We start from the raw sequence: 20539 nt of genomic DNA on the forward strand, positions 1-20539 counted from the left end.
TCTATTGTTTGCAGCCGGTCCCGCTGCATTCTCCCTGTCTCAATAAAATATCACAAATCCGTGTAAATTTAAAAAGAAAAAGCCCCCGCTGGCAATCAGCGGGGGCTTTGCATCCTTTGGTGGAATCAGTTGCCGGCGCTTTCCATCTTGCGGTGGGCAATCACCTCTTCCAGCCAGCCGAGCTTCATCTCCGGCACCGAACTGAGCAGCAGATCGGTGTAATCGTCGAACGGCGGGCTCAGCACCTTGGACTTGCCGCCGTAGCGCTGCACTTTGCCCTGATACATTACCGCGATGTTGTCCGAGATCGCGCGCACCGTTGCCAGATCGTGGGTGATGAAGAGATAGGCCACATCTTCGATCTTCTGCAGGTCCAGCAGCAGCTTCAGGATGCCGTCTGCCACCAGCGGGTCGAGTGCCGAGGTGACCTCGTCGCAGATGATCATCTTAGGCTTGGCTGCCAGCGAGCGGGCGATGCAGACACGCTGCTTCTGGCCGCCCGAAAGCTCCGCCGGATAGCGGTCCATGAACTTTTCGCCCAGCTCGATCTCGTCCAGCAGTTCGATGATCCGCTTCTTCTTCTCGGCGCCGCGCATGCCGAAGTAGAACTCCAGCGGGCGGCCGATGATGGTGCCGACGGTCTGGCGCGGGTTCATTGCCACGTCTGCCATCTGGTAGATCATCTGCAGCTCGCGCAGATCCTCGCGGCTGCGGCCCTTGAGGTCCGGTGAGAGCTTGCGGCCGACAAACTCGATCTCGCCCTCGCGCGGCGGCAACAGGCCTGTGATCACGCGGGCGAGGGTGGATTTGCCGGAGCCGGATTCACCCACCACGGCCAGCGTCTGGCCGGGATACAGATCGACGTTCACATTGTGCAGCACGTCGAATTGGGTGCCCTTGTAGCGCGCGGTGATATTGCGCACGCTCAGCACCGGCTCCTCGGTCGGGGCCTTTTCCTCATGCTCGATGGAGCGGACCGAGACCAGCGCCTTGGTGTACTCCTCCTGCGGATCATTGATGATCTGGTCAACGTTGCCGTATTCGACGGTGTTGCCCATCCGCAGAACCATGATGTCGTCGCTCACCTGTGCCACAACCGCCAGGTCGTGGGTGATGTAGAGCGCGGCAACGCCGGTGTCGCGGATCGCCTCCTTGATCGCCATCAAAACGTCGATCTGGGTGGTCACGTCGAGCGCGGTTGTCGGCTCGTCGAACACCACCAGATCCGGCTCCGGGCACAGCGCCAGCGCGGTCATGCAGCGCTGCAGCTGGCCGCCCGACACTTGGTGCGGGTAGCGTTCGCCGATGTTGTCCGGATCCGGCAGGCCCAGTTTGGCAAACAGAACCCGGGCACGGGCCTCGGCGTCCTTGCGGGAGAACTTCTTCTGTTCCACCGCGGCCTCGACCACCTGGTCCATGATCTTCTTGGCCGGGTTGAAGGAGGCTGCCGCTGATTGCGACACATAGGTCACCTCGGCACCGCGCAGTTTGCGGATGTCCTTGTGGCTGCCCTTCAGGATGTCGCGGCCGTTGACCCAGACCTCGCCGCCGGTGATCTTCACGCCGCCGCGGCCATAGGCCATGGACGCAAGACCGATGGTGGATTTGCCGGCACCGGATTCACCGATCAGCCCCAGAACTTTGCCGGGCGCGAGGTCAAAGCTGACCCCGTGCACGATCTCGATGTCGCGGGGACGTTCACCCGGCGGGTAGATGGTCGCGCCGATCTTCAGGTCGCGGACTTTCAACAGGGTATCGCTCATCCGCGGCCTCCTTTCAGCGATGTGGTCCGGTTCAGCACCCAGTCAGCCACCAGATTGACCGAGATCGCCAGGGTGGCGATGGCAAAGGCCGGGATCAGGGCCGCAGGAATGCCGTAGACGATGCCTTCCTTGTTCTCTTTCACGATGCCGCCCCAGTCAGCCTCAGGCGGCTGCACGCCCAGGCCCAGGAAGGACAGGGTGGAGACAAACAGAACCGCAAAGATGAAGCGCAGGCCCATCTCCGCGATCAGCGGCGACAGGGCGTTGGGCAGAATCTCGCGGAAGATGATCCAGGCGGTTTTCTCGCCGCGCAGGCGGGCTGCTTCGACGTAGTCCATCACCTCAATATCGACCGCGACGGCCCGGGCCAGGCGGTAGACGCGGGTGGCGTCCAGAAGGCCCATCACCAGGATCAGCATCGGAATGGTGACCGGTGCGACCGACAGCACCACGAGGGCGAAGATCAGCGTCGGGATCGACATCACCAGGTCGACGAAGCGCGACAGCGCCTGGTCGATCCAGCCGCCCATCACCGCGGCAAAGAAGCCGAGGACGGAGCCCAGGGTGAAGGACAGGACGGTCGCGGCGGTTGCGATGAAGATAGTGGTGCGGCCGCCATAGATCATCCGGCTGAGAAGGTCGCGGCCGATGTTGTCGGTGCCAAGCAGGTAGTCTGCGCTGGAGGGCTCCCACACATCGCCGACCACTTCGCCGACGCCATAGGGGGCCAGCAGCGGCGCAAAGATGGCACCAAGGAAGTAGAGGGCAGTGAAGAACAGCCCGATGAGTGCGGAAATGGGGATATTCTTCATTTCGGATGCCTCAGGCGCGGGTTGCTCAGGATGGCGACGATATCGGCAATCATGTTGAGACCGATATAGACGGCGGCAAAGATCAGGCCGCAGGCCTGCACAACAGGCACGTCACGCTTGGACACGTGGTCGACCAGATACTGGCCCATGCCGGGGTAGACGAAGACCACCTCGATCACCACGACGCCAACCACCAGATAGGCGAGGTTCAGCATCACAACGTTGACGATCGGTGCAATCGCGTTGGGGAAGGCATGGCGGTAGATCACCTGAAAAGCGTTGAGGCCCTTGAGTTCCGCGGTTTCGATATAGGCCGATTGCATCACGTTCAGGATCGCAGCGCGGGTCATCCGCATCATGTGCGCCAGAACAACCAGCGTCAGAACGGCAATCGGCAGGGCGATGGCGTTCAGCTTCTCGAACAGGCTCATGTTGTCGTTGACCATGGCCACTGACGGGAACCAGCGCAGCTGCACCGCGATGAAATACATCAGCACGTAGCCTATCAGGAACTCGGGGATCGAGATCGAGGCCAGGGTGACGGCGGAGATCATCTTGTCGGGCCAGCGGTCCTTGAAACGGACGGCCAGCAGGCCGAGGAAGATCGCCAGCGGAACCGCAACCACGGCAGCCCAGAAGGCGAGGAACAGGGTATTCCAGAAACGGCTGCTGAGAGCCTGGGCAATGTCCTGGCCGCTGGTCAGCGCGGTGCCAAGATCGCCCTGCATGGCGCCGAAGAGCCAGGCAAAATAGCGTTGTACGGGAGGATCGTTCACACCCAGCTCAGCCCGCAGGTTGGCCAGTGCCTCCGGTGTTGCCGACTGACCCAGGATCGATTGCGCAACGTCGCCCGGCAGAACGATGGTGCCGGCGAAGATCACGATTGAGATGAGCAACAAAAGAAGGAGGCTCAGCGCAATGCGCTGAGCCAGGAGTTTTACGATCGGAGACATATTAGGCTTTGACCCACAGCTTGCTGGCTGCATAGCCGTTCATCAGAACCTGGCCCGGGATGCCTTCGACCCAGCCGTCGACATTGTCGGTGGTCGCTTCGACGAAGTCGTTGAACATCGGGCAGATCAGGCCGCCTTCGTCCCGCAGGATGGTCGACATGTCGGCATACATCTGCGTCCGCTTGGCAACGTCCAGTTCGCCGCGCGCTGCCACCAGCATCTGGTCGAACTGCTCGTTGTTGAAGCGGGTGTCGTTCCAGTCCGCGGTGGACAGATAGGCGGTGGTGAACATCTGGTCCTGGGTCGGACGGCCGCCCCAGTAGCTGGTGCAGAACGGCTTGGCGTTCCAGACTTCCGACCAGTAGCCGTCGTTCGGCTCGCGCTTGACGTCCAGCTGGATGCCGGCGCTGGACAGCGACTGCTGGAACAGCGCGGAGGCATCGGGTGCGCCCGGGAAGGAGTTGTCCGAGGTGCGCAGCAGGATAGAGCCGTCGTGGCCAGCCTTCTTCAGGTGGTGCATCGCCTTGTCCGGGTCGAACTGGCGCTGTTCCAGCTCGGTGTACATCGGATAGGAGGCGTTGATCGGGGTGTCGTTGCCGACAGTGCCGTAGCCGTTCAGGATCTTGTCGACCATTTCCTGGCGGTTGATGCCGTATTTCAGCGCCATGCGCACGTCGTTGTTGTCAAACGGTGCGGTGTTGCAGTGCATGATGAACACATAGTGGCCCGCCGCGGAGGTCGAGTGCACGGTGATGTTCGGTGCGCGGTCGACCAGTTTTGCGGTGCGCGGGGGCACCCGGTCGATCACGTCCACCTGGCCGGACTGCAGCGCTGCGACGCGGGCGGTGTCGTCGTTGATGACGATGATTTCCACGGTGTCCGCGTTGCCCAGATCACCCCAGTAGTTCGGGTTCTTCTCGGCCACGAAGCGCACGCCCATGTCGGAGGACTTCATGATGTAGGGGCCGGTGCCGATGGCGGCTGCCGGATCGTCGTTGCCGCCGTTCGGCTGGATGATCAGGTGGTAGTCGGCCAGCAGGTAGGGCAGGTCGGCGTTCGGGCTGTCCAGTTCGAAGACGACGCTGTCGCCCTCTGCGCGCACGTCCTTGATGCCGCGCATGATGCCAAGCGCGCCGGACTTGGTGTCTTCACCGCTGTGGCGCTCCATGGTTTTGACCACGTCGTCAACCGTGACGCTCTGGCCGTTGGAGTAGGTCACGCCGGAGCGCAGCTTGAAGGTCCAGGTCTTGGCGTCGGCAGAGGCTTCATAGCTTTCGGCCAGCTTGCCCTCGATGCCGCCGTCGTCGGCCAGCTCGACCAGGGTTTCACCCCACAGACGGGTGACCATCAGGCCAACGGTGTTGGTGACCAGTGCCGGATCCAGGCTGTCGGTGGTGGAGCCGCCCTGCAGGCCGAGACGGATGGTGCCGCCCTTCTGCGGGCCTGCCGCCTTGGCGGCGGTAGACAGCAGCAGGTTCGCGGATACGGCGGTGAAGCCCAGTGCGGCGGCTTTGCCCAGGAAATCACGGCGTGACAGTTTGCCTGCCGCGGCCTGGCTGGCCAGATACTGCATATGTCGGTTCATTGAGTTCTCCCGATTGGTTGCGGTGCTGAGGCACCTGTTTTTTTGATTGGCGATTTAAGATTTGCGTATTTACCGCTAACTCGCAAGCGTTATTAGCGCTACGCCGGGGAAGCCATCTGCACGGTTTCGTGCGGCACAAACAGTGGGTGTCGCCTTTCTCAAGTAAGGTGCCGTTTTTGCGGTCTCTGTCCTGTGTAAAGCAAAAAAAGCGCTGGAATACGACAGGAAATATTGATGCGGAGAAATTGCGGATTTTTTGCGAATCTGCCCGGCGGGCAAGGCCGACAGGCCGCCCAAGGGACAGAATCGGTGCTTTCCGGTCTAAAAACGCCCTCTACGCCGCCAACTGACCTGCCCGGTATGGCGGTTGGACCACAACGGGCAGCGGCAATGCGGCGCGCTGGCAGGCTGGGCTCCAAGGGGCGGATCAGGGGTGTTCAGTATCCATCCAGATGGTCACCGGACCGTCATTCAGCAGGCGCACCTTCATGTCGGCGCCGAACCGGCCTTTTGCAGTTTCCAAACCCAGCGCAGACAGCTGGTCTGCAAAATATTCATAGAGCCGTTCGCCCTCAGCCGGGGCCGCAGCGGTGGAAAAGCCTGGCCGGTTGCCGCGCCTTGTGTCGGCCGCCAGGGTGAACTGGCTGACCACCAGCACGCCGCCGCCGGTATCCAGCACCGAACGGTTCATTTTGCCTGCGTCGTCCTTGAAGATCCGCATCTTGGAAATCTTGGCGGCCAGATGGTCCGCCTGCGCCTCGCTGTCGCCGGCCATCGCACAGACCAGCACCAGCAGCCCGGGACCGGTTGCGCCGATAACCTCGCCATCGACTGTCACAGAGGCCTCGCTGACCCGTTGGATAAGTGCGCGCATGTCTGCTCCCGTCCTTGAATAGTGCTGTCCGGCAGGCGGCTGCCGGAGTGTCCGCAACAGCTCTATCTCCTTTGCCGGGCACTGGCGAGGCCGCGGCCTGAAAACCTCCGGCTCAGGCTTTGCCTTTGCGCCGGATCAAGGCGGTGCGGCGGGGCAGGCGGTACAATGGGATTCAACAAGAAAGGAGGCTGAACAATGGTGGAAAAAACCGAACATGGCGGCTTCTGGCCGTCGCTATATGATCCTTTCCGCAGCTTTGGTGCGCGGCTGGCCGACTGGCTCACCCCGGCAACCGAGGCGTCTTCGGGCAAGGAGGCCTATGACATTGCCATGGAGCTTCCGGGTGTTTCGCTGGAGGACGTGGAGCTGACCGTGGACAACGGCGTTTTGACGATCCGCGGCGAGAAAAAGACACAGTCTGAGAAGACGGGCGACACCTGGTACTTCAGCGAGCGCCAGTATGGCGCATTCCGGCGGTCGTTCCGTTTGCCGGAGGACGCGGACGGGCAGGCGGCCTCAGCCCGGATGGAGGACGGCGTGCTGCATATCGCAGTGCCGAAGAAGGCGCTGGAGCAGCCGGAGACCGCCCGCAGGATCAAGATCAGCAAGGGCTGACAGGGAGGCCGGCCAAGGGTTCCGGCTCAGAATCCGGGGAAAGGAACCGGCCGGTTCAGGAAGGGGGCGGCAGCGTCCCCTTCCGTTTTTGTTTGGTGCTACTGCTGGCTGGTCAGCAGTGCGATCCCGGCACCGACCAGAAGGGCCAGCAGCACCGCAAAGGCAATTTTCCAGGCTGAATAAGGCCGCTCGCCCTGCACCCGGCCGGACTGGCCGTTGACCACAAAGCGATAGGTCCTGCCGCGGTATTTGTAGGCGGCGAGCCAGACCGGCAGCAGGATGTGCTTGAAGGTTACCTCAGACACTTTGGTGTCGATATGGGCAATCCGCTGGCGGTCGCCGCCGATGTCAAAGCGCACGTCACGCTCGATCACCCGGTCCATCTTCTGCCCGGCCTCGGCAAAACCAGCCTCCAGATCCACGGTGTAGGCTTCAGCCCGGAAGCCTGCCAGATACTGCGGCTGGTAAGGTTCCAGCTGCGCCAGGTCCCAGGGCTCCAGCCCCTCAGTGTATTTTTTGGGCAGGCTTTTTGAGGCCAGCACCAGCACATCATCGAAAAACCGCTGCACCCGGCCCGAGGCGGGCGTCCAGCGTACCTTGGCGACCTGCCGGGAGCGGGTCTTGCCTTCGTGCTGGAAGGTTTCGGTCACATAATAAACGGTGCCGCGCTGGCCGGTGTAGCTGCTGCGGGTCTGGGCGTCATAGGTCCAGTAAGGCACATAGATGCCCTGCATCCGCCGCCCCTTGCGGGCGTATTCCCTGAGGCCGTTCGGGGCAAACCACAGGCCGCCCAGCCAATCTGTCATAGCTTTGTGCGCGGCGCGTTCTTCTACCGCAAAAGGCAGCACGCCTTTGGGTTTGATGTGCCGGTTCTCTCCGGTGCCGGTCACCACAGGCGTTGCGCAGAACGGGCATTCCTTGGCGTGGGTGTCCGGATCGAATTCCACCTGCGCGGCGCAGTTGGGGCAGGTGGAGACCCTCGTCACTTCGATCTCTGCCTCGGGCAGCTGATCGGCCACGGCAGCGCGGAAATCCAACTCCTGCAGGGCGGATCCCTTCCAGGGTCCGCTGCGGATGCTTTCGGTGTGGCCGCAATGGCCGCAGGTCAGCGTGCCTTTGGCCGGGTCATAGGTGTAATCGGCACCGCACTGCTCGCACGGGAAGCGGTGGGTCTCATCGTCGGGGGCAGGCACGGTTTCGGCGGGCGGCGGCGGGGGCATCGTCACGGGGGGCAACCTGTCGGCAGTGTCAGTCAAGCGGGCTGGGCAGCGGCTGGCTGCCCTGCGGCGGTGTCACCCGGCTGGCGGCGCCGACGGCGGGGGAGGCGGCGGCAGGATGGTGAACAGCTGCGCAAGCTCCATCACTTCGCCTGCGCGTTTCCAGCCGTCCTGGCCCGGGGTCCAGACGTGGGTCTCGCGTGTCAGGGTGCCGTCCTGCGCCATCCGCCCCATCCGCGCCTTGGAGAACGGACCGGAGGTCTGCCCGTCCACCGCAATGTGCCAGACGTGCTCCACCGGCGGCGGAGGCGGCGCCACGGGCGCTGCCGGCTGCGGCGCAGCGGGTTCGGGACGCGCCCCCCATGGCCCGGACGGCTGACCCGCTGGCTGAGAGGCGGCGCCTCCCTGCAGAGCCTGGCCCATCTGCTGCGCCATCGCCATACCCATGCCCATTCCCATGCCGGCACCCATGCCGCTGTTCGGGGTCTTGGCGGCGGCGGTCATCGCCTCAGCTGCCGAAAACTGAGTGTAGCGGCCCAGATCGCCCAGCACGCCCATCTGGGTGCGCTTGTCCATGGCTTCCTCCACCGCAGGCGGCAGCGAGATGTTCTCAATGTACAGCTCCGGCATCATCAGGCCGTAGTCGGCCAGGGTGCCGGAAATCTCTGCCGCCACCAGTTTGCCCAGGTCGGCAGTATTGGCGGCCATGTCCAGAACCGGAATGCCGGAGCCGGCAATCACGCGGGAAAACTCCTGCACGATGATGTTGCGGATCTGATAGGAGATCTCGTCCATGGTGAATTCACCATCGGTGCCGACGATCTCGCTCAGGAAGCGGGCCGGGTCGGCGACCTTGATCGTATAGGTGCCATAGGCGCGCAGCCGGACGGGCCCGAATTCCGGGTCGCGGCAGATGATCGGGTTCTTGGTGCCCCATTTCAGGTCGCTGAAACGGGTGGTGTCGACAAAGTAGACCTCAGACTTGAACGGCGACTGGAAGGCGTGGTCCCAGTGCTGCAGCGTGGTCATGACCGGCATGTTGTTGGTCTCGAGCATGTAGAGACCGGGGGTGAACACATCCGCCAGCTGACCCTCGTGCACGAACACCGCCGCCTGGCCCTCGCGCACCGTCAGCTTGGCGCCGTATTTGATTTCATGGCCTTCGCGTTCGAACCGCCAGACCATGGTGTCATGGGTGTCATCCACCCAATGAATGACATCAATGAATTCGCCTTTGAGAAAATCGAAAATACCCATGTTTCAGGTCCTCTTCCTGTGGCGGCCTAAAGTTCCTGGCCCATCGCCTCGCGGGCGAGAATGCGGATCAGGGGGCGGGCCTCTTCCAGGCTCATCCCCACCTTCAGTCTTGGATCATACAGCATCTGCAGCAGCTTTTCGTCAAAGCTGGTCAGCAGCGCAAATTCGTCGTCATCGTTGAAGATCGAGGGGCGCGCGCGGGGGCTGTCGTTCCTGAGGCCCAGGCCTTGCGCCACTTCCTCGTGCACGCAGCTTTTGCGCACCAGGTCGGGATGCTCGGCCCGGATCAGCGCGACGCCGCGGGTGTAGGACAGCGGATCCCCCTGCGGCCCGCCTGCGACCACCAAGCAATAGTAGCTGCGCGGCGGCGCAGCCAGCAGCGACAGGTCGCGGGCGCTGATCGCGGGCAGCAGTTCGCGCACCCGTTCAGCGACAAAGGCGCTGTCGTCGAGGCTGGCAAAGATCACGTGGAAATTGGCCCTGCCGCTGACGGTGCTGATGGAATGGCCGGTGATCCGCGCCAGCCGCGCGGCGTATTCGGCCAGTGTTTCCCGGTCCTGCACCCGCTGGCCCGCTTGCACCGAGGGACCGAACTCCGCTGCGATCCGGACCGGGCCGGACCAGCGGCCGAGCCCCCCGGAAATGCCGGACCCGCCGTATTCATCGTAGAAAGCCAGTTGCTCGAAGCTTGCCGCCAGATCCTCGGCGTCAAACGGTGTGTCCGGCCCGCCGCCGTCAGTGCGCAAAAGGCCGCGGGTCAGCAGGTCCCGCTCCAATGCGTTGTAGTAGTAGGCCAGCTGGGCGCTGTCGGCAGAGGGTTTGTAGACCGCAGGCTGGGGCACTGCAGGCCGGGCCTGCGGCACTAGAGATTCTGCCTGGTCAAAGGGCAGGCATGCGCTTAAAGCGGCCAGCACGGCAAAGGCCGCTGCGCTCTTCCAAAGTGTATGGATTGCCTGCACTCCCGCTGCCTTTCTTAACCCGGCACAGCGGTGCCGGCGTTGTCGCCAACCCCGTCGCGCCGCGCCTTGGCAGCGGCCAGCGTATCGCGCAGCTCCGCTTCCATTTTCTGCAGATCTTCCTCGGCGGCAGCGCGTTTGGCCTTGCCCTCGTCGGCGATCTTGAGACTGTCCTGAATGGTGCCGATCAGATCCGCATTGGCCTGTTTCACCGCTTCGATATCAAACACTCCGCGCTCCATTTCCTTGCGGATCATCTCGTTCGATTGGCGCAGGTTGGCGGCGTTGGAGGTCAGGAGTTCATTGGTCAGGTCATTGGCATCGCGCACTGCCGCCGCGGCCTGGGCCGAACGCTGGATGGTCAGGGCCTGCGCCAGCTGAGTTTCCCACAGCGGCACGGTGTTCACCAGGGTGGAGTTGATCTTGGTCACCAGCGACTTGTCGTTTTCCTGCACCAGCCGGATCGAGGGCAGCGACTGCATGGTGACCTGGCGGGTCAGCTTCAGGTCATGCACCCGCCGCTCCAAGTCATCGCGGGCGGCACGCAGGTCGCGCAGCTCCTGCGCCTTCATCACCTGATCGCCTTCAGGGGCTGCCTGCACCTCGGCTTCCTTGGCCGGGATGGCGGTGCCGTCCAGTTCTGCCAGCTTGGCTTCGCCTGCGGCAATATAGAGTGCCAGCTCATCATAGAATTGCAGCGTCTTTTCATAGAGAAGATCGAGCGATTTGATGTCTTTCAGCAGGGTGTGCTCATGGCCCAGGAGGTCGTCGGTGATTCTGTCGATCTGCCCCTGCACGGTTTCATAGCGCGCGGTGAATTTCACGAAGGGCGTCGCCTTGCCCAGAAGCCGCTCCCAGAAGGTCGCCTTGCGGCGCACGTCCAGTTCGGAGACCGAAAAGCCGCGGATCGTGGCCACGATATTTCGTAAGGAGTCCCCCGCAGGCCCCACGTCCTTGTTGCGGACGTCAGACAGCATTGCCTGGCTGATGGTCTGCAGTTCAGCCTGTGCGGCAGAGCCGAAATGGATGATCGAGTTGGTGTCGTCCATGTCGATCTGGTCCATCCGCTGCCGGATCGCCTCACTGGTCGGTTCATCGGCCTGTTCCAGGGGCTGAACCTCTGCCACGGGTTCGGGCAGTTCGATGGCGGTGACTTCGGTGACCAAGGCTTCGGCCTGGGCGGCCTTTTGTTGAACGGCTTCAGACATGAATGGCTCCCCTTAATCAGTTCTGGTCCAGATGGACCCCTTCACGCTGCAACCGGTCGCGCAGCACATCAATTTCAATGGTCAGGTCCGTGCGGTCCTCCACCAGCATTTTGCGGGTGCGCGCGGCAAAGTTTTGTTCCAGATCGTCCAGCAGTGCCAGGTAATCGGCGCGGGCCTGGGCGTCCTGGCTGCGGGCATAGATATCGGCGAATTTCACCGTCGCATCGCGGGCGCCCTGCAAATAGACGGTCAGGTACTTGCGGGCGGCGGTCAGGTCGCGCGGGTCTTCCTCCACCGTGCGGAACAGCTCGCGGGCGACGGACTGGAACTGCTCCACCCGCGCCTCGACCTTGCGGTCCCGGGCGCGCAGAGCGGCGTTCGTCATCGCGGCAAGGCTCTGCTCCGCCTCATCCACCGCGCGGGCGACCCGGGACTGCTGGAAATCGTCGACGCCCTCGACGCCCTTGTCCTGCAGCGGGTCGATGCCAAAGGCGGTGACGTGCAGCCCCGCTGCTGCGGTGCCATAGATGGCGGCAATCAGAATGCCGGGTTCGGCCTTCCAGGCCGCCAGCGCCGCGCCGCCGCCGGTCAGAAGTGCTGCCAGGATCTTGCGGGGCAGGGCGGGCTTGCGTGCCACCTTGCGGGCGCCGTAGGCGGCTTCGGCCTTCAGCCCCTCGCGCAGCAGGAAGGCGCCGCCGGTCCAAAGCCCCGCGCCGATCAGCCCCAGCGCAAGTCCGGTGGCGCCGTCGTTCAGGGAAAGCAATGTCAGGATGGCGGGCGGCAGGAACATCAGGTTGGCGCGCATGCCAACCGGGTCCACCTGGGCGTTGCGGAAGGATTGCTGCGCGGGCTTGTCCTGCGGCGAGGGTTTCCCATCCGGGCTGAACTTGCCGCCGTAACGCTGTGCCATGCGGTCAGCCCCCCACGATCCAGCCGGTGCTTAGGCCGAACATCAGGATCAACAGGGCAGCATAGGCAAGTTTCTGCACGCGAAAGGCCCCCCAGACCGCCAGCGAAGACTAACTGATTGGAAATCTAGGGGATAGCGGGCGTTGTTGCTAGGGGGAAGTCTGCGGGAATTGGCTCAGCGGCGGGGATTCTTGCCGATCGGACGCTTGCCGCCGCCGCGCTGGGCGGGGCGGTCGCTGCGCGGTGCTGCGGGCTTGCCGCCCGGTTTGCCGGTTTTCGCCGGTGCCTTGCCAGCCGGTTTGCCGCCTGGCTTACCCATAGGCCGGCCAGCAGGCTTGCCGCCGCGGGACCGGGTGGGGCGGCCGACCGGCTTTTCCTCTTCCGGTTCAAGCCCCAGCTGATCGCGCACCACACGCGGACGCAGTTCTTCCACGTCGCCCGGTTTCAAGTCGCCCAACTGGAACGGCCCGTAGGACACCCGCAGCAGCCGGTTCACGGTATAGCCGATATCCTCCATCGCGCGGCGGATTTCACGGTTCTTGCCCTCGCGCAGGCCCACGGTCAGCCAGGCATTTGCGCCCTGCTGGCGGTCCAGCGACACGGTCATCGGCTGGAACTTCTCCCCCTCAATCACCAGGCCCTTGCGCAACGGGGCAAAATCCTCGTCTTTGGGGCGGCCGTTGATCCGCACCCGGTAGCGGCGCAGCCAGCCGGTGGCGGGCAGCTCCAGCTTGCGCTTGATGCCGCCGTCGTTGGTCAGCAGCAAGAGACCTTCGGAGTTGAGGTCGAGCCGGCCGACCGTCATGACCCGCGGCATATCCTCCGGCAGCTCGTCAAAGATCGTCTTGCGGCCTTTTTCGTCGCTGTTCGACGTCACCAGGCCGGTGGGCTTGTAATACAGCCACATCCGCGGCGCCTCGGCCTCCGGAAGCGGCTGGCCGTCGACACTGATCCGGTCTGCCGCGGTCACGTTCAGGGCCGGGCTGTCGATCTTCTTGCCGTTCACCGAAACGCGGCCCTCCGCAATTATGCGCTCAGCTTCGCGGCGCGAGGCAACGCCGGCGCGCGACAGGACCTTGGCGATGCGGTCGCCTTCGGGGGCTGTGCCTTCAGGGGTGGCGGGCGCCTTGCGAGGCTGCGATTTCGGGGCCGGTTTGCCCTTGGGGGATGCGGGTGTTTTGCTCATGCCCGTGCCATAGAGCATTCCACCGTCTTGCGAAAGCGGGCAATCGCGGGTGGGCAAAGTGTGGTGAGGGCAGAGCCCGGCCGCGGGCGGGAAACGAAGCGCCCGCCCATGGGGGCGGACGGGCGCTGCCCGGCGTTGCTGCCGGGCCGAAACTTTTCTAAGTGTATAGCCTTGCTGCATTCAAGCTGAGCGGAGCGTATGGCATTCAAATCGCATATGGATAAGGCGCTGGCTGAGGCGCGGGCGGCGGCAGAACGCGGCGAGGTTCCCGTGGGTGCCGCGCTGATCGCGCCGGACGGGCAGGTGGCGGCGCTGGCAGGCAACCGCACCCGCGAACTGAACGATCCCACCGCCCACGCCGAGATTCTGACAATCCGCGCGGCCTGTGCCGCCTTGGGCAGCGAGCGGCTCACGGGCTACGACCTCTATGTGACGCTGGAGCCCTGCGCGATGTGCGCCGCGGCCATCGCCGCCGCACGCATCCGCCGGGTGTACTACGGCGCCGCTGATCCCAAGTCCGGCGGCGTGGCGCATGGCGCCTGTGTGTTCTCCCATCCGCAGGCGCATCACGCGCCTGAGGTCTATGACGGGATTGCCGAAGGCGAGGCCAGCGCGCTGCTCAAGGAGTTCTTTGCCGGCAAACGCTGATCATGGAGCATGTGACGTGCCGTCGCTTCGCTGGCCGGTTGTACCTGTAGGTCAAATGTCCTAGTTTGCATTTAGGTCAAACATCCTAGGGGTGGAGATGCCACAGCCAGCAACCAAAGACAGGATCGCTGAGGCCGCGGACCAGCTGTTCTATGAACGCGGGTTCGAGGCGACGTCGTTTGCGGATATCGCCGCGGCGGTCGGCATCTCGCGCGGCAATTTCTATTATCATTTCAAAACCAAGGACGAGATCCTTGAAGCGGTGATCGCGCGCCGCTTGGCTTCGACCCGCACCATGTTGAACACCTGGCAGGCGGAAGGCGCCGGCCCGGAGCAGCGGATCATCTGCTTCATTCGCATCCTGATCGCCAACCAGGCCAAGATCACCCTGTACGGCTGTCCGGTCGGCACGCTGGTTGCGGAGCTTGGCAAGCTGAACCATGCGGCGCAGGATCAGGCAAATGCGGTTTTTACCCTGTTCCGGACGTGGCTCTGCCGCCAGTTCGAGGAGTTGGGCTGCGGCACGGAATCGGATGCCCTGGCCATGCACCTGCTGGCACGCAGTCAGGGGGCTGCAACGCTGGCTCAGGCTTTTGGCGATGTGGAGTTCATCAACCGCGAAGTGGCGCTGATGCAGGACTGGCTACGCGGTCAGCTGCCACAGGATTATCCCCGTTAATACGCATCACAGGAGACAAACATGTATTTCATTTTGCTGACATTTGCAGAGCAGAAGGGCCGCCTGGCCGAGTTTCTGGATGGCCACAAAGCCTGGCTGCAGCAGGGGTTCGAGGACGGGGTTTTTCTTGCTGCCGGCTCCATGACCGATGGCGAGGGTGGCGCGATCCTCGCCGTGGGCGAAAGCGAGGAGGACCTGTTCGCCCGTGTCGCGCAGGATCCTTTTGTGACCGGCGGCGTGGTGGAGCCGGAGATCATCGGCGTGGCGCCGACCATGATGGATCCCCGGCTGGATTTCCTGCGGGGCGGCGAATGAGCCGCATTTTCACAGCCGCCGATGGTCATACCCGCTGTGCCTGGGCTGACTCGGCGCCGGATTTCCTGCGGTACCACGACGAGGAATGGGGCTATCCGGTGGGCGAGGATATCCGCCTGTTCGAGAAGGTCTGCCTGGAAAGCTTCCAGTCCGGTCTCAGCTGGCGGACCATTCTCGACAAGCGCGAGAACTTCCGCGCCGCCTTTGCCGGGTTTGATTTCAACAAAATGGCGGAATTCGGCGTAGCGGATGTGGAACGGCTGCTGCAGGACAAGGGCATCATCCGCCACCGCGGCAAGATCGAAGCGGTGATCAACAATGCTGCGCGCGCCCAGGAGCTGGTGGCGGAGGCGGGCTCGCTGGCAGCGTTTTTCTGGAGTTTCGAGCCGAAGGCGGAAGACCTGCCGGAGCCGCAGACCGTCTCCACCAGTCCTGAATCCGTGGCGCTGTCGAAGGCGCTCAAGAAACGCGGCTGGAAATTTGTCGGCCCCACTACCGCCTTTGCCTTCATGCAGGCGATGGGGCTGATCAACGACCACGCCCGTGGCTGCATCTGCCGGGAAAGGGCGGCTGCAGCGCGCGAGGCGTTCACCGTGCCGCAGACGAAATCGGCGGCTTGAAACGCGTCCGCGCCGGGCCGCAGGCCCGGCGCCACGCCCAACGGGAGCGGAACTGCCTGACAGATCCGGCGACGGGCGGGAGAGAGCCTTTACACCGCGCGGCTCAGACTTCGATTGCCTTCATCACTTCCGGCTCAATGACATCGACGCCGGGCAGCCCTTCGGTCAGGTCCTTGGCGTCCTGCTCCAGGACCGGGAAGCTCTTGTAGTGGCAGGGAATCACCGTTTTGAAATTGAAATAACGCTTCGCCGCATAGGCGGCTTGTTTCATGTCCATGGTGAAATGGCCGCCCGCCGACAGGATGCCAACGTCCGGCTTGTAGTAATCGCCCATCCACTCCATGTCGGCCATGATCGCGGTGTCGCCGGACAGGTAGACCGTCTTGCCCTCCGCCATCAGCATGTAGCCCACTTCCGAACCGCCGGTGCGCAGCCCGTCCTGGGTGTTGAAGGTGGAGCTGTGGGAGGCCGGAACCATCGCAACCTTGACGCCGCCGAGGTCCACCGTGCCGCCCTTGTTGAACCCGGTAGTCTGCACCCCTTCGGTCTCGCCCCAGAGGCCCATCAGGTCGTATTGCCCCACCACCGGCACTTCCAGCCGTTTCGCCAAGGGCAGCACGTCCACCACATGGTCGAAATGCACATGGGTCAGCAGGATATGGGTGGCACCTGCAACCGCGGCCTCGTGGCTTCCTTCGGGCAAGACCGGGTTGCCGCTCAGCCAGGGGTCCACCAGCAGCACCAGGCCGCTTGTTTCGATACGGAATGAGCCGTGGCCCAGCCAAATGATCTTCATCGGTTTTTCCTCCCGTTGGCCTTGCTGTTGTCCTTGGCGGCAGCCTAACAGGCTGCGGGCGAAAAGGAATGCGGACGTGCCGGAAATTATGCCTGCGGGTCTGATTGCCGCCCGGCCGCCCGTTGCAGGCTTGCAGCGCAGGCGGCACGGCGGTAAATGCCTACCCAACACCAGATGAGGGTTTCCATGTCGATTGACCAAAGCACCGCCGCCAAGGTGGCCAAACTGGCCCGGATCAAGGTCGAGGACGACGCTCTGCCGGCGCTGGCAGACGAGTTCAACAACATCCTGGGCTTCATCGAGCAGCTGAACGAGGTGGATGTCGAGGGCGTCGAGCCGATGACCTCCGTCACCCCGCAGCGCCTGAAGCGCCGGGTGGATGAAGTCACCGACGGCAGCCAGCAGGATAAGGTGCTGGCCAATGCGCCGGACGCCCGCGAAGGCTTCTTCGCAGTGCCCAAAGTCGTGGAGTAGTGAGCAGCGTCTTGGAAACCGTCCGGGGGACGGTTTCAGCTGTGAACGGGCGGAGCCCAATGACATTTGCCTAAGAGAGGCGATAAAATGACCGAACTCAATAAATTGACCCTGGCAGAGGCCCGCGACGCGCTGCGCAAGGGCGATACCACCTCCGTTGAACTGACCGAGGCCTGCCTCAAGGCAATCGACGCGGCTGATGCGCTCAATGCCTTCGTGCACAAGACGCCTGAGCTGGCTATGGAACGCGCCAAGGCTGCGGACGAGCGCATCAAGGCGGGCAATGCACCCTCAATGTGCGGCCTGCCAATCGGCATCAAGGATCTGTTCTGCACCAAGGGCGTGCCCTCGCAGGCGGCCTCCAAGATCCTCGAAGGCTTCAAGCCGGAGTATGAATCCACCGTCAGCCAGAAACTGGCCGATGCCGGCTCCGTCATGCTGGGCAAGCTGAACATGGACGAATTCGCCATGGGCTCCTCCAACGAAACCTCCGTCTACGGCAATGCCGTCAGCCCATGGCGCCGCGGCAATGACGACGCCCAGCTGACCCCGGGCGGCTCCTCCGGCGGTTCCGCCTCAGCCGTTGCCGCCGACCTCTGCCTGGCGGCCACCGGCACCGACACCGGCGGCTCGATCCGCCAGCCTGCGGCCTTCACCGGCACCGTCGGCATCAAGCCGACCTACGGCCGCTGCTCGCGCTGGGGCATCGTTGCCTTTGCCTCCTCGCTGGATCAGGCCGGCCCGATGACCAAATCGGTGCGCGACGCTGCCATCATGCTGGAAACCATGTGCGGCCACGACCCCAAGGATTCGACCTCTGCCGAACTGGCGGTGCCGGATTTCGAGGCGATGCTGACCGGCGACATCCGCGGCAAGAAGATCGGTATCCCCAAGGAATACCGTATGGACGGCATGCCCGGCGAGATTGAGAAACTTTGGTCCGATGGTGCCGAGATGCTGAAAGCAGCAGGCGCCGAGATCGTCGACATCTCGCTGCCCCACACCAAATACGCACTTCCGGCCTACTACGTGATTGCCCCGGCTGAGGCCTCCTCGAACCTGGCGCGTTATGATGGCGTCCGCTACGGCCGCCGCGCCACGCTGGAAGCCGGCGACGGCATCACCGAGATGTACGAGAAGACCCGCGCCGAGGGCTTCGGCCACGAAGTGCAGCGCCGCGTCATGGTCGGCACCTACGTGCTGTCGGCCGGCTTCTACGACGCCTACTACAATCGCGCCCGCCGTGTCCGCACCCTGATCAAGAAGGACTTCGAGGACGCTTTTGCTGCCGGTGTCGACGCAATCCTGACCCCGGCCACCCCGTCCGCTGCCTTTGGCCTTGGTGAGATGACAGAGGCAGATCCGGTGCAGATGTACCTGAACGACGTGTTCACCGTCACCGTGAACCTGGCGGGCCTGCCGGGTGTCGCGGTGCCCGCAGGGCTGGACAGCCAGGGCCTGCCGCTGGGGCTGCAACTGATCGGCAAGCCCTGGGAAGAGGGTGATCTGCTGAACACTGCCTATGCGCTGGAGAATGCGGCCGGCTTTGTAGCCAAACCGCAGCAATGGTGGTAAACCTCTGCGCAAGCAATTGAGCAGAGCTGACAGGTACCCCATGCGCGCATTCGCATCTTACGCCGCCGCAGGCAGCCTTCTGGTTATGGCTGCCTGTTCCCCCCAGGTTCCGGACAGCGCCGCGGGCGTTGGCATCGACGGCGACCCGTTTGCGCCGCCGCCGGCCGCAGGCACCACCATCAATGGCGATCCGCTGGTGCCGCCGGCGCGGGTATCCACCGAGTCGGTGCCGTCCCCGTCAGGGGCGGCGCCACGCAGCGCTGCCGCCACCACTTCGGCCGGTACCTTCAGCACCGCTGCGGCGGCGTCCAGCGATGCCGATATCGCCCGCCAGACAGAGGCAGCCCTGGCCGCCTCGCGCAGCAGTTCCAGCACCGGCACTGCACCGCTGGATGCAAGCCCCTCCAACCCGGCGCCGGCGCTGATCGGCAACGCCAGTATTTCGGACGAGAATGACTTTGAGGCGGTTGCCTCCCGCCAGTCGATCGAAAGCGATGCCGCCCGGCTTGAGCGCCAGCGGTCGCAGTACCAGCAGGTGCAGCCCACTGCCGTGCCGCAGCGGGCCGGCGATACCGGGCCGAACATCGTGAAATACGCGCTCAGCACCTCCAACCCCAAGGGGGTGCGCCTCTATACTCGCGCAGGCATCAACCTGAAGGCCCGCAGCGCGCGCAACTGCGCCGAGTTTGCGTCGCCGGATCAGGCCCAGATCGCCTTCCTCGAAAGCGGCGGCCCTCAGCGGGACCGCAAGGTGCTGGATCCGGACGGAGACGGCTTTGCTTGCGGCTGGGATCCGGCGCCGTACCGGCTGGCCGTCCAGAACTGATGACGCCTGATACGGGCAGGGCTGATCAGCCAGGCGCCATTTGGCATCCCAGCCCGAACTTCGGGCCGCGCAGGGACGGTCTGACACCGTCCCTGATTGTTTTGCACTACACCGCTATGGACAGTGCGCGTGCGGCGCTGGAGCGGCTTTGCGATCCGGCAGCAGAGGTCTCCGCACATTACCTGATCGGTGCGAATGGGACCATTTGGCAGATGGTGGCCGAGGACAGCCGGGCCTGGCACGCGGGGGCAGGCGAGTGGGCCGGGCAGGAGGATATCAACTCCCGTTCCATCGGCATTGAGCTCGACAACCTCGGTACCCATCCTTTCAGCGCGCTGCAGATGGCGGGGCTGGAAGATTTGATGCGGGGCATCATGCAACGCTGGAATATCCCGCCTGCGGGCGTGATCGGCCATTCCTGCATGGCGCCGGGGCGCAAATGCGACCCGGGTCCCCGCTTTGACTGGGCGCGCCTGGCCCGGCAGGGCCTGGCTGCGGATGGCGGGGGCGCACCTCTGCCGCAGACGGTGACCTTCGCGCACTTCCGCGCCGCCGCCGCCGCCGCCGGTTTCACGGCGCTTTCCGCTGATGAAACGCTGCTGGCCGCCGTACGCCTCCGGTTCCGCCCCTGGGCGCGCGGCCCGCTCTCTGCTGAAGATTTCCTGCCGCTTGCCTAAGAGACCGGCGGGCTTCTTTCTGGTTTGCAATACCCAGGGGTGAATTGGCCCCGGGGCCAAGAGGGGCAACGCCCCTGCCGCCGAACTATCCGCTTGACGCCGCGCGCCGTTGTTCCTACGCCTCACCCCGCGCAGAAGGCTGGATGGCCGCGGGGAGCGTCCGCTCCGCGAGGAAAGTCCGGACTCCATGAAGCAGCGGTGCCGGGTAATGCCCGGGCGGGGAAACCCGACGGAAAGCGCCACAGAAAACAGACCGCCAGCCTCCGGGCTGGTAAGGGTGAAACGGTGGGGTAAGAGCCCACCGCGCCCCTGGCAACAGGGGCGGCACGGCAAGCCCCACCGGGAGCAATGCCAAATAGGGTCCCCGCGCGGGCAGGTTCCGGTCTTCCGGAAAACCGCCGCTAGGTTCGCTTCAGCCGAGAGGGACCGGGTTGGCAGCTTGAGCGGCGCAGCAATGCGCCGCCTAGATGAATGGCCATCGATCCCTGCCTTACGGGGCAGGGGGGACAGGATCCGGCTTACAGGCCTTCTGCGCGTTTAATCGGCTCATAGACGATGGCCGGCCCGGGAATGCCCTTCAAATCGAACTCTCCG

General features: G+C 64.0%; 21 protein-coding genes and 1 other RNA gene. 10 read left to right on the forward strand and 12 right to left on the reverse strand.

Annotated elements, in window-relative coordinates; genetic code table 11:
• Positions 1–125: 125 nt before the first annotated feature.
• From RA24_RS06420 to dtd, 5 genes are all read right to left on the reverse strand, one after another.
• Complete coding sequence (locus RA24_RS06420) at positions 126–1763, reverse strand: ABC transporter ATP-binding protein (RefSeq protein WP_039190582.1); 1638 nt, start codon at positions 1761–1763, stop codon at positions 126–128.
• The gene (locus RA24_RS06425) at positions 1760–2575 is read right to left on the reverse strand and encodes an ABC transporter permease (protein WP_019295750.1); all 816 of its coding nucleotides are present in this window, start codon (positions 2573–2575) and stop codon (positions 1760–1762) included. Before RA24_RS06425 ends, RA24_RS06420 begins: the two co-directional genes overlap by 4 nt.
• Complete coding sequence (locus RA24_RS06430) at positions 2572–3528, reverse strand: ABC transporter permease (protein WP_019295749.1); 957 nt, start codon at positions 3526–3528, stop codon at positions 2572–2574. The genes RA24_RS06425 and RA24_RS06430 overlap by 4 nt, the downstream gene beginning before the upstream one ends.
• 1 nt (position 3529) lies before the next feature.
• A complete protein-coding gene (locus RA24_RS06435) occupies positions 3530–5113 on the reverse strand; it encodes an ABC transporter substrate-binding protein (protein WP_039169480.1) in 1584 nt (527 codons plus the stop codon).
• A 427-nt stretch (positions 5114–5540) separates the two neighbouring features.
• Positions 5541–5987, reverse strand: a complete 447-nt coding sequence (gene dtd / locus RA24_RS06440; RefSeq protein WP_039190584.1) for a D-aminoacyl-tRNA deacylase — start codon at positions 5985–5987, stop codon at positions 5541–5543.
• Between the two features lie 195 nt (positions 5988–6182).
• On the opposite strand from dtd, the gene RA24_RS06445 reads away from it, so the two are divergent.
• Positions 6183–6602: an Hsp20/alpha crystallin family protein gene (locus RA24_RS06445; RefSeq protein ID WP_019295746.1), complete on the forward strand. Its 420-nt coding sequence runs from the start codon at positions 6183–6185 to the stop codon at positions 6600–6602.
• Between the two features lie 98 nt (positions 6603–6700).
• On the opposite strand, the gene RA24_RS06450 is transcribed toward RA24_RS06445, so the two are convergent.
• The 6 genes from RA24_RS06450 to RA24_RS06475 form a co-directional block, all read right to left on the reverse strand.
• A complete protein-coding gene (locus tag RA24_RS06450) occupies positions 6701–7822 on the reverse strand; it encodes a TFIIB-type zinc finger domain-containing protein (protein ID WP_052269547.1) in 1122 nt (373 codons plus the stop codon).
• A 72-nt stretch (positions 7823–7894) separates the two neighbouring features.
• Positions 7895–9076, reverse strand: a complete 1182-nt coding sequence (locus RA24_RS06455) for an SPFH domain-containing protein (RefSeq protein ID WP_039169485.1) — start codon at positions 9074–9076, stop codon at positions 7895–7897.
• Positions 9077–9102: 26 nt separating this feature from the next.
• On the reverse strand, positions 9103–9990 hold the full coding sequence (locus RA24_RS06460) for a DUF2927 domain-containing protein (RefSeq protein ID WP_082020334.1): 888 nt from the start codon (positions 9988–9990) through the stop codon (positions 9103–9105).
• Between the two features lie 59 nt (positions 9991–10049).
• Positions 10050–11240 carry a toxic anion resistance protein gene (locus RA24_RS06465; protein WP_039149064.1) on the reverse strand — a complete coding sequence of 397 codons (1191 nt, stop codon included), beginning with the start codon at positions 11238–11240 and terminating at the stop codon, positions 10050–10052.
• A 16-nt stretch (positions 11241–11256) separates the two neighbouring features.
• The gene (locus RA24_RS06470) at positions 11257–12150 is read right to left on the reverse strand and encodes a 5-bromo-4-chloroindolyl phosphate hydrolysis family protein (RefSeq protein WP_039190586.1); all 894 of its coding nucleotides are present in this window, start codon (positions 12148–12150) and stop codon (positions 11257–11259) included.
• A gap of 174 nt (positions 12151–12324) precedes the next feature.
• Positions 12325–13335: a pseudouridine synthase gene (locus RA24_RS06475; protein WP_039190829.1), complete on the reverse strand. Its 1011-nt coding sequence runs from the start codon at positions 13333–13335 to the stop codon at positions 12325–12327.
• A 198-nt stretch (positions 13336–13533) separates the two neighbouring features.
• Between RA24_RS06475 and RA24_RS06480 the strand changes: the two genes are divergently transcribed.
• The 4 genes from RA24_RS06480 (at position 13534) to RA24_RS06495 (ending at position 15597) form a co-directional block, all read left to right on the forward strand.
• On the forward strand, positions 13534–13983 hold the full coding sequence (locus RA24_RS06480) for a nucleoside deaminase (RefSeq protein WP_039149059.1): 450 nt from the start codon (positions 13534–13536) through the stop codon (positions 13981–13983).
• A gap of 97 nt (positions 13984–14080) precedes the next feature.
• Complete coding sequence (locus RA24_RS06485; RefSeq protein ID WP_039190588.1) at positions 14081–14662, forward strand: TetR/AcrR family transcriptional regulator; 582 nt, start codon at positions 14081–14083, stop codon at positions 14660–14662.
• Between the two features lie 21 nt (positions 14663–14683).
• Entirely contained in the window at positions 14684–14977 is a 294-nt protein-coding gene (locus RA24_RS06490; RefSeq protein WP_019295737.1) for a YciI family protein, read from the forward strand.
• Entirely contained in the window at positions 14974–15597 is a 624-nt protein-coding gene (locus RA24_RS06495; protein ID WP_039190589.1) for a DNA-3-methyladenine glycosylase I, read from the forward strand. The genes RA24_RS06490 and RA24_RS06495 overlap by 4 nt, the downstream gene beginning before the upstream one ends.
• 103 nt (positions 15598–15700) lie before the next feature.
• Here the strand turns inward: RA24_RS06495 and RA24_RS06500 are convergent, their stop codons facing one another.
• A complete protein-coding gene (locus tag RA24_RS06500) occupies positions 15701–16393 on the reverse strand; it encodes a metal-dependent hydrolase (protein WP_039190592.1) in 693 nt (230 codons plus the stop codon).
• Between the two features lie 186 nt (positions 16394–16579).
• On the opposite strand from RA24_RS06500, the gene gatC reads away from it, so the two are divergent.
• The 5 genes from gatC to rnpB all read left to right on the forward strand — a co-directional run bounded on the left by gatC (position 16580) and on the right by rnpB (position 20482).
• Positions 16580–16867, forward strand: coding sequence for an Asp-tRNA(Asn)/Glu-tRNA(Gln) amidotransferase subunit GatC (gatC, locus tag RA24_RS06505; RefSeq protein WP_039149048.1), 288 nt, complete (start codon positions 16580–16582; stop codon positions 16865–16867).
• Between the two features lie 87 nt (positions 16868–16954).
• On the forward strand, positions 16955–18442 hold the full coding sequence (gatA, locus tag RA24_RS06510) for an Asp-tRNA(Asn)/Glu-tRNA(Gln) amidotransferase subunit GatA (protein ID WP_039190593.1): 1488 nt from the start codon (positions 16955–16957) through the stop codon (positions 18440–18442).
• Positions 18443–18482: 40 nt separating this feature from the next.
• Positions 18483–19268 (forward strand): hypothetical protein, encoded by a 786-nt coding sequence (locus tag RA24_RS06515; RefSeq protein ID WP_039169496.1) that lies wholly within the window; start codon positions 18483–18485, stop codon positions 19266–19268.
• Positions 19268–19945, forward strand: coding sequence for an N-acetylmuramoyl-L-alanine amidase (locus RA24_RS06520; RefSeq protein WP_039190595.1), 678 nt, complete (start codon positions 19268–19270; stop codon positions 19943–19945). Before RA24_RS06515 ends, RA24_RS06520 begins: the two co-directional genes overlap by 1 nt.
• A gap of 131 nt (positions 19946–20076) precedes the next feature.
• An RNA gene (rnpB, locus tag RA24_RS21725) (RNase P RNA component class A) lies at positions 20077–20482 on the forward strand.
• The last annotated feature ends 57 nt before the right edge of the window (positions 20483–20539 follow it).

Origin of the sequence: Leisingera sp. ANG-M6 (assembly GCF_000813905.1) — a bacterium.
Classification (GTDB): Bacteria; Pseudomonadota; Alphaproteobacteria; order Rhodobacterales; family Rhodobacteraceae; genus Leisingera.

Coding starts and splice junctions, on each gene's coding strand:
- gatC (WP_039149048.1), top strand. CDS start 16,580: ATGTCGATTGACCAAAGCACCGCCGCCAAGGTGGCCAAACTGGCCCGG.
- gatA (WP_039190593.1), top strand. CDS start 16,955: ATGACCGAACTCAATAAATTGACCCTGGCAGAGGCCCGCGACGCGCTG.
- RA24_RS06490 (WP_019295737.1), top strand. CDS start 14,684: ATGTATTTCATTTTGCTGACATTTGCAGAGCAGAAGGGCCGCCTGGCC.
- RA24_RS06435 (WP_039169480.1), bottom strand. CDS start 5,113: ATGAACCGACATATGCAGTATCTGGCCAGCCAGGCCGCGGCAGGCAAA.
- dtd (WP_039190584.1), bottom strand. CDS start 5,987: ATGCGCGCACTTATCCAACGGGTCAGCGAGGCCTCTGTGACAGTCGAT.
- RA24_RS06520 (WP_039190595.1), top strand. CDS start 19,268: ATGACGCCTGATACGGGCAGGGCTGATCAGCCAGGCGCCATTTGGCAT.
- RA24_RS06500 (WP_039190592.1), bottom strand. CDS start 16,393: ATGAAGATCATTTGGCTGGGCCACGGCTCATTCCGTATCGAAACAAGC.
- RA24_RS06480 (WP_039149059.1), top strand. CDS start 13,534: ATGGCATTCAAATCGCATATGGATAAGGCGCTGGCTGAGGCGCGGGCG.
- RA24_RS06430 (WP_019295749.1), bottom strand. CDS start 3,528: ATGTCTCCGATCGTAAAACTCCTGGCTCAGCGCATTGCGCTGAGCCTC.
- RA24_RS06445 (WP_019295746.1), top strand. CDS start 6,183: ATGGTGGAAAAAACCGAACATGGCGGCTTCTGGCCGTCGCTATATGAT.
- RA24_RS06485 (WP_039190588.1), top strand. CDS start 14,081: ATGCCACAGCCAGCAACCAAAGACAGGATCGCTGAGGCCGCGGACCAG.
- RA24_RS06470 (WP_039190586.1), bottom strand. CDS start 12,150: ATGGCACAGCGTTACGGCGGCAAGTTCAGCCCGGATGGGAAACCCTCG.
- RA24_RS06425 (WP_019295750.1), bottom strand. CDS start 2,575: ATGAAGAATATCCCCATTTCCGCACTCATCGGGCTGTTCTTCACTGCC.
- RA24_RS06475 (WP_039190829.1), bottom strand. CDS start 13,335: ATGAGCAAAACACCCGCATCCCCCAAGGGCAAACCGGCCCCGAAATCG.
- RA24_RS06515 (WP_039169496.1), top strand. CDS start 18,483: ATGCGCGCATTCGCATCTTACGCCGCCGCAGGCAGCCTTCTGGTTATG.
- RA24_RS06495 (WP_039190589.1), top strand. CDS start 14,974: ATGAGCCGCATTTTCACAGCCGCCGATGGTCATACCCGCTGTGCCTGG.
- RA24_RS06465 (WP_039149064.1), bottom strand. CDS start 11,240: ATGTCTGAAGCCGTTCAACAAAAGGCCGCCCAGGCCGAAGCCTTGGTC.
- RA24_RS06450 (WP_052269547.1), bottom strand. CDS start 7,822: ATGCCCCCGCCGCCGCCCGCCGAAACCGTGCCTGCCCCCGACGATGAG.
- RA24_RS06455 (WP_039169485.1), bottom strand. CDS start 9,076: ATGGGTATTTTCGATTTTCTCAAAGGCGAATTCATTGATGTCATTCAT.
- RA24_RS06420 (WP_039190582.1), bottom strand. CDS start 1,763: ATGAGCGATACCCTGTTGAAAGTCCGCGACCTGAAGATCGGCGCGACC.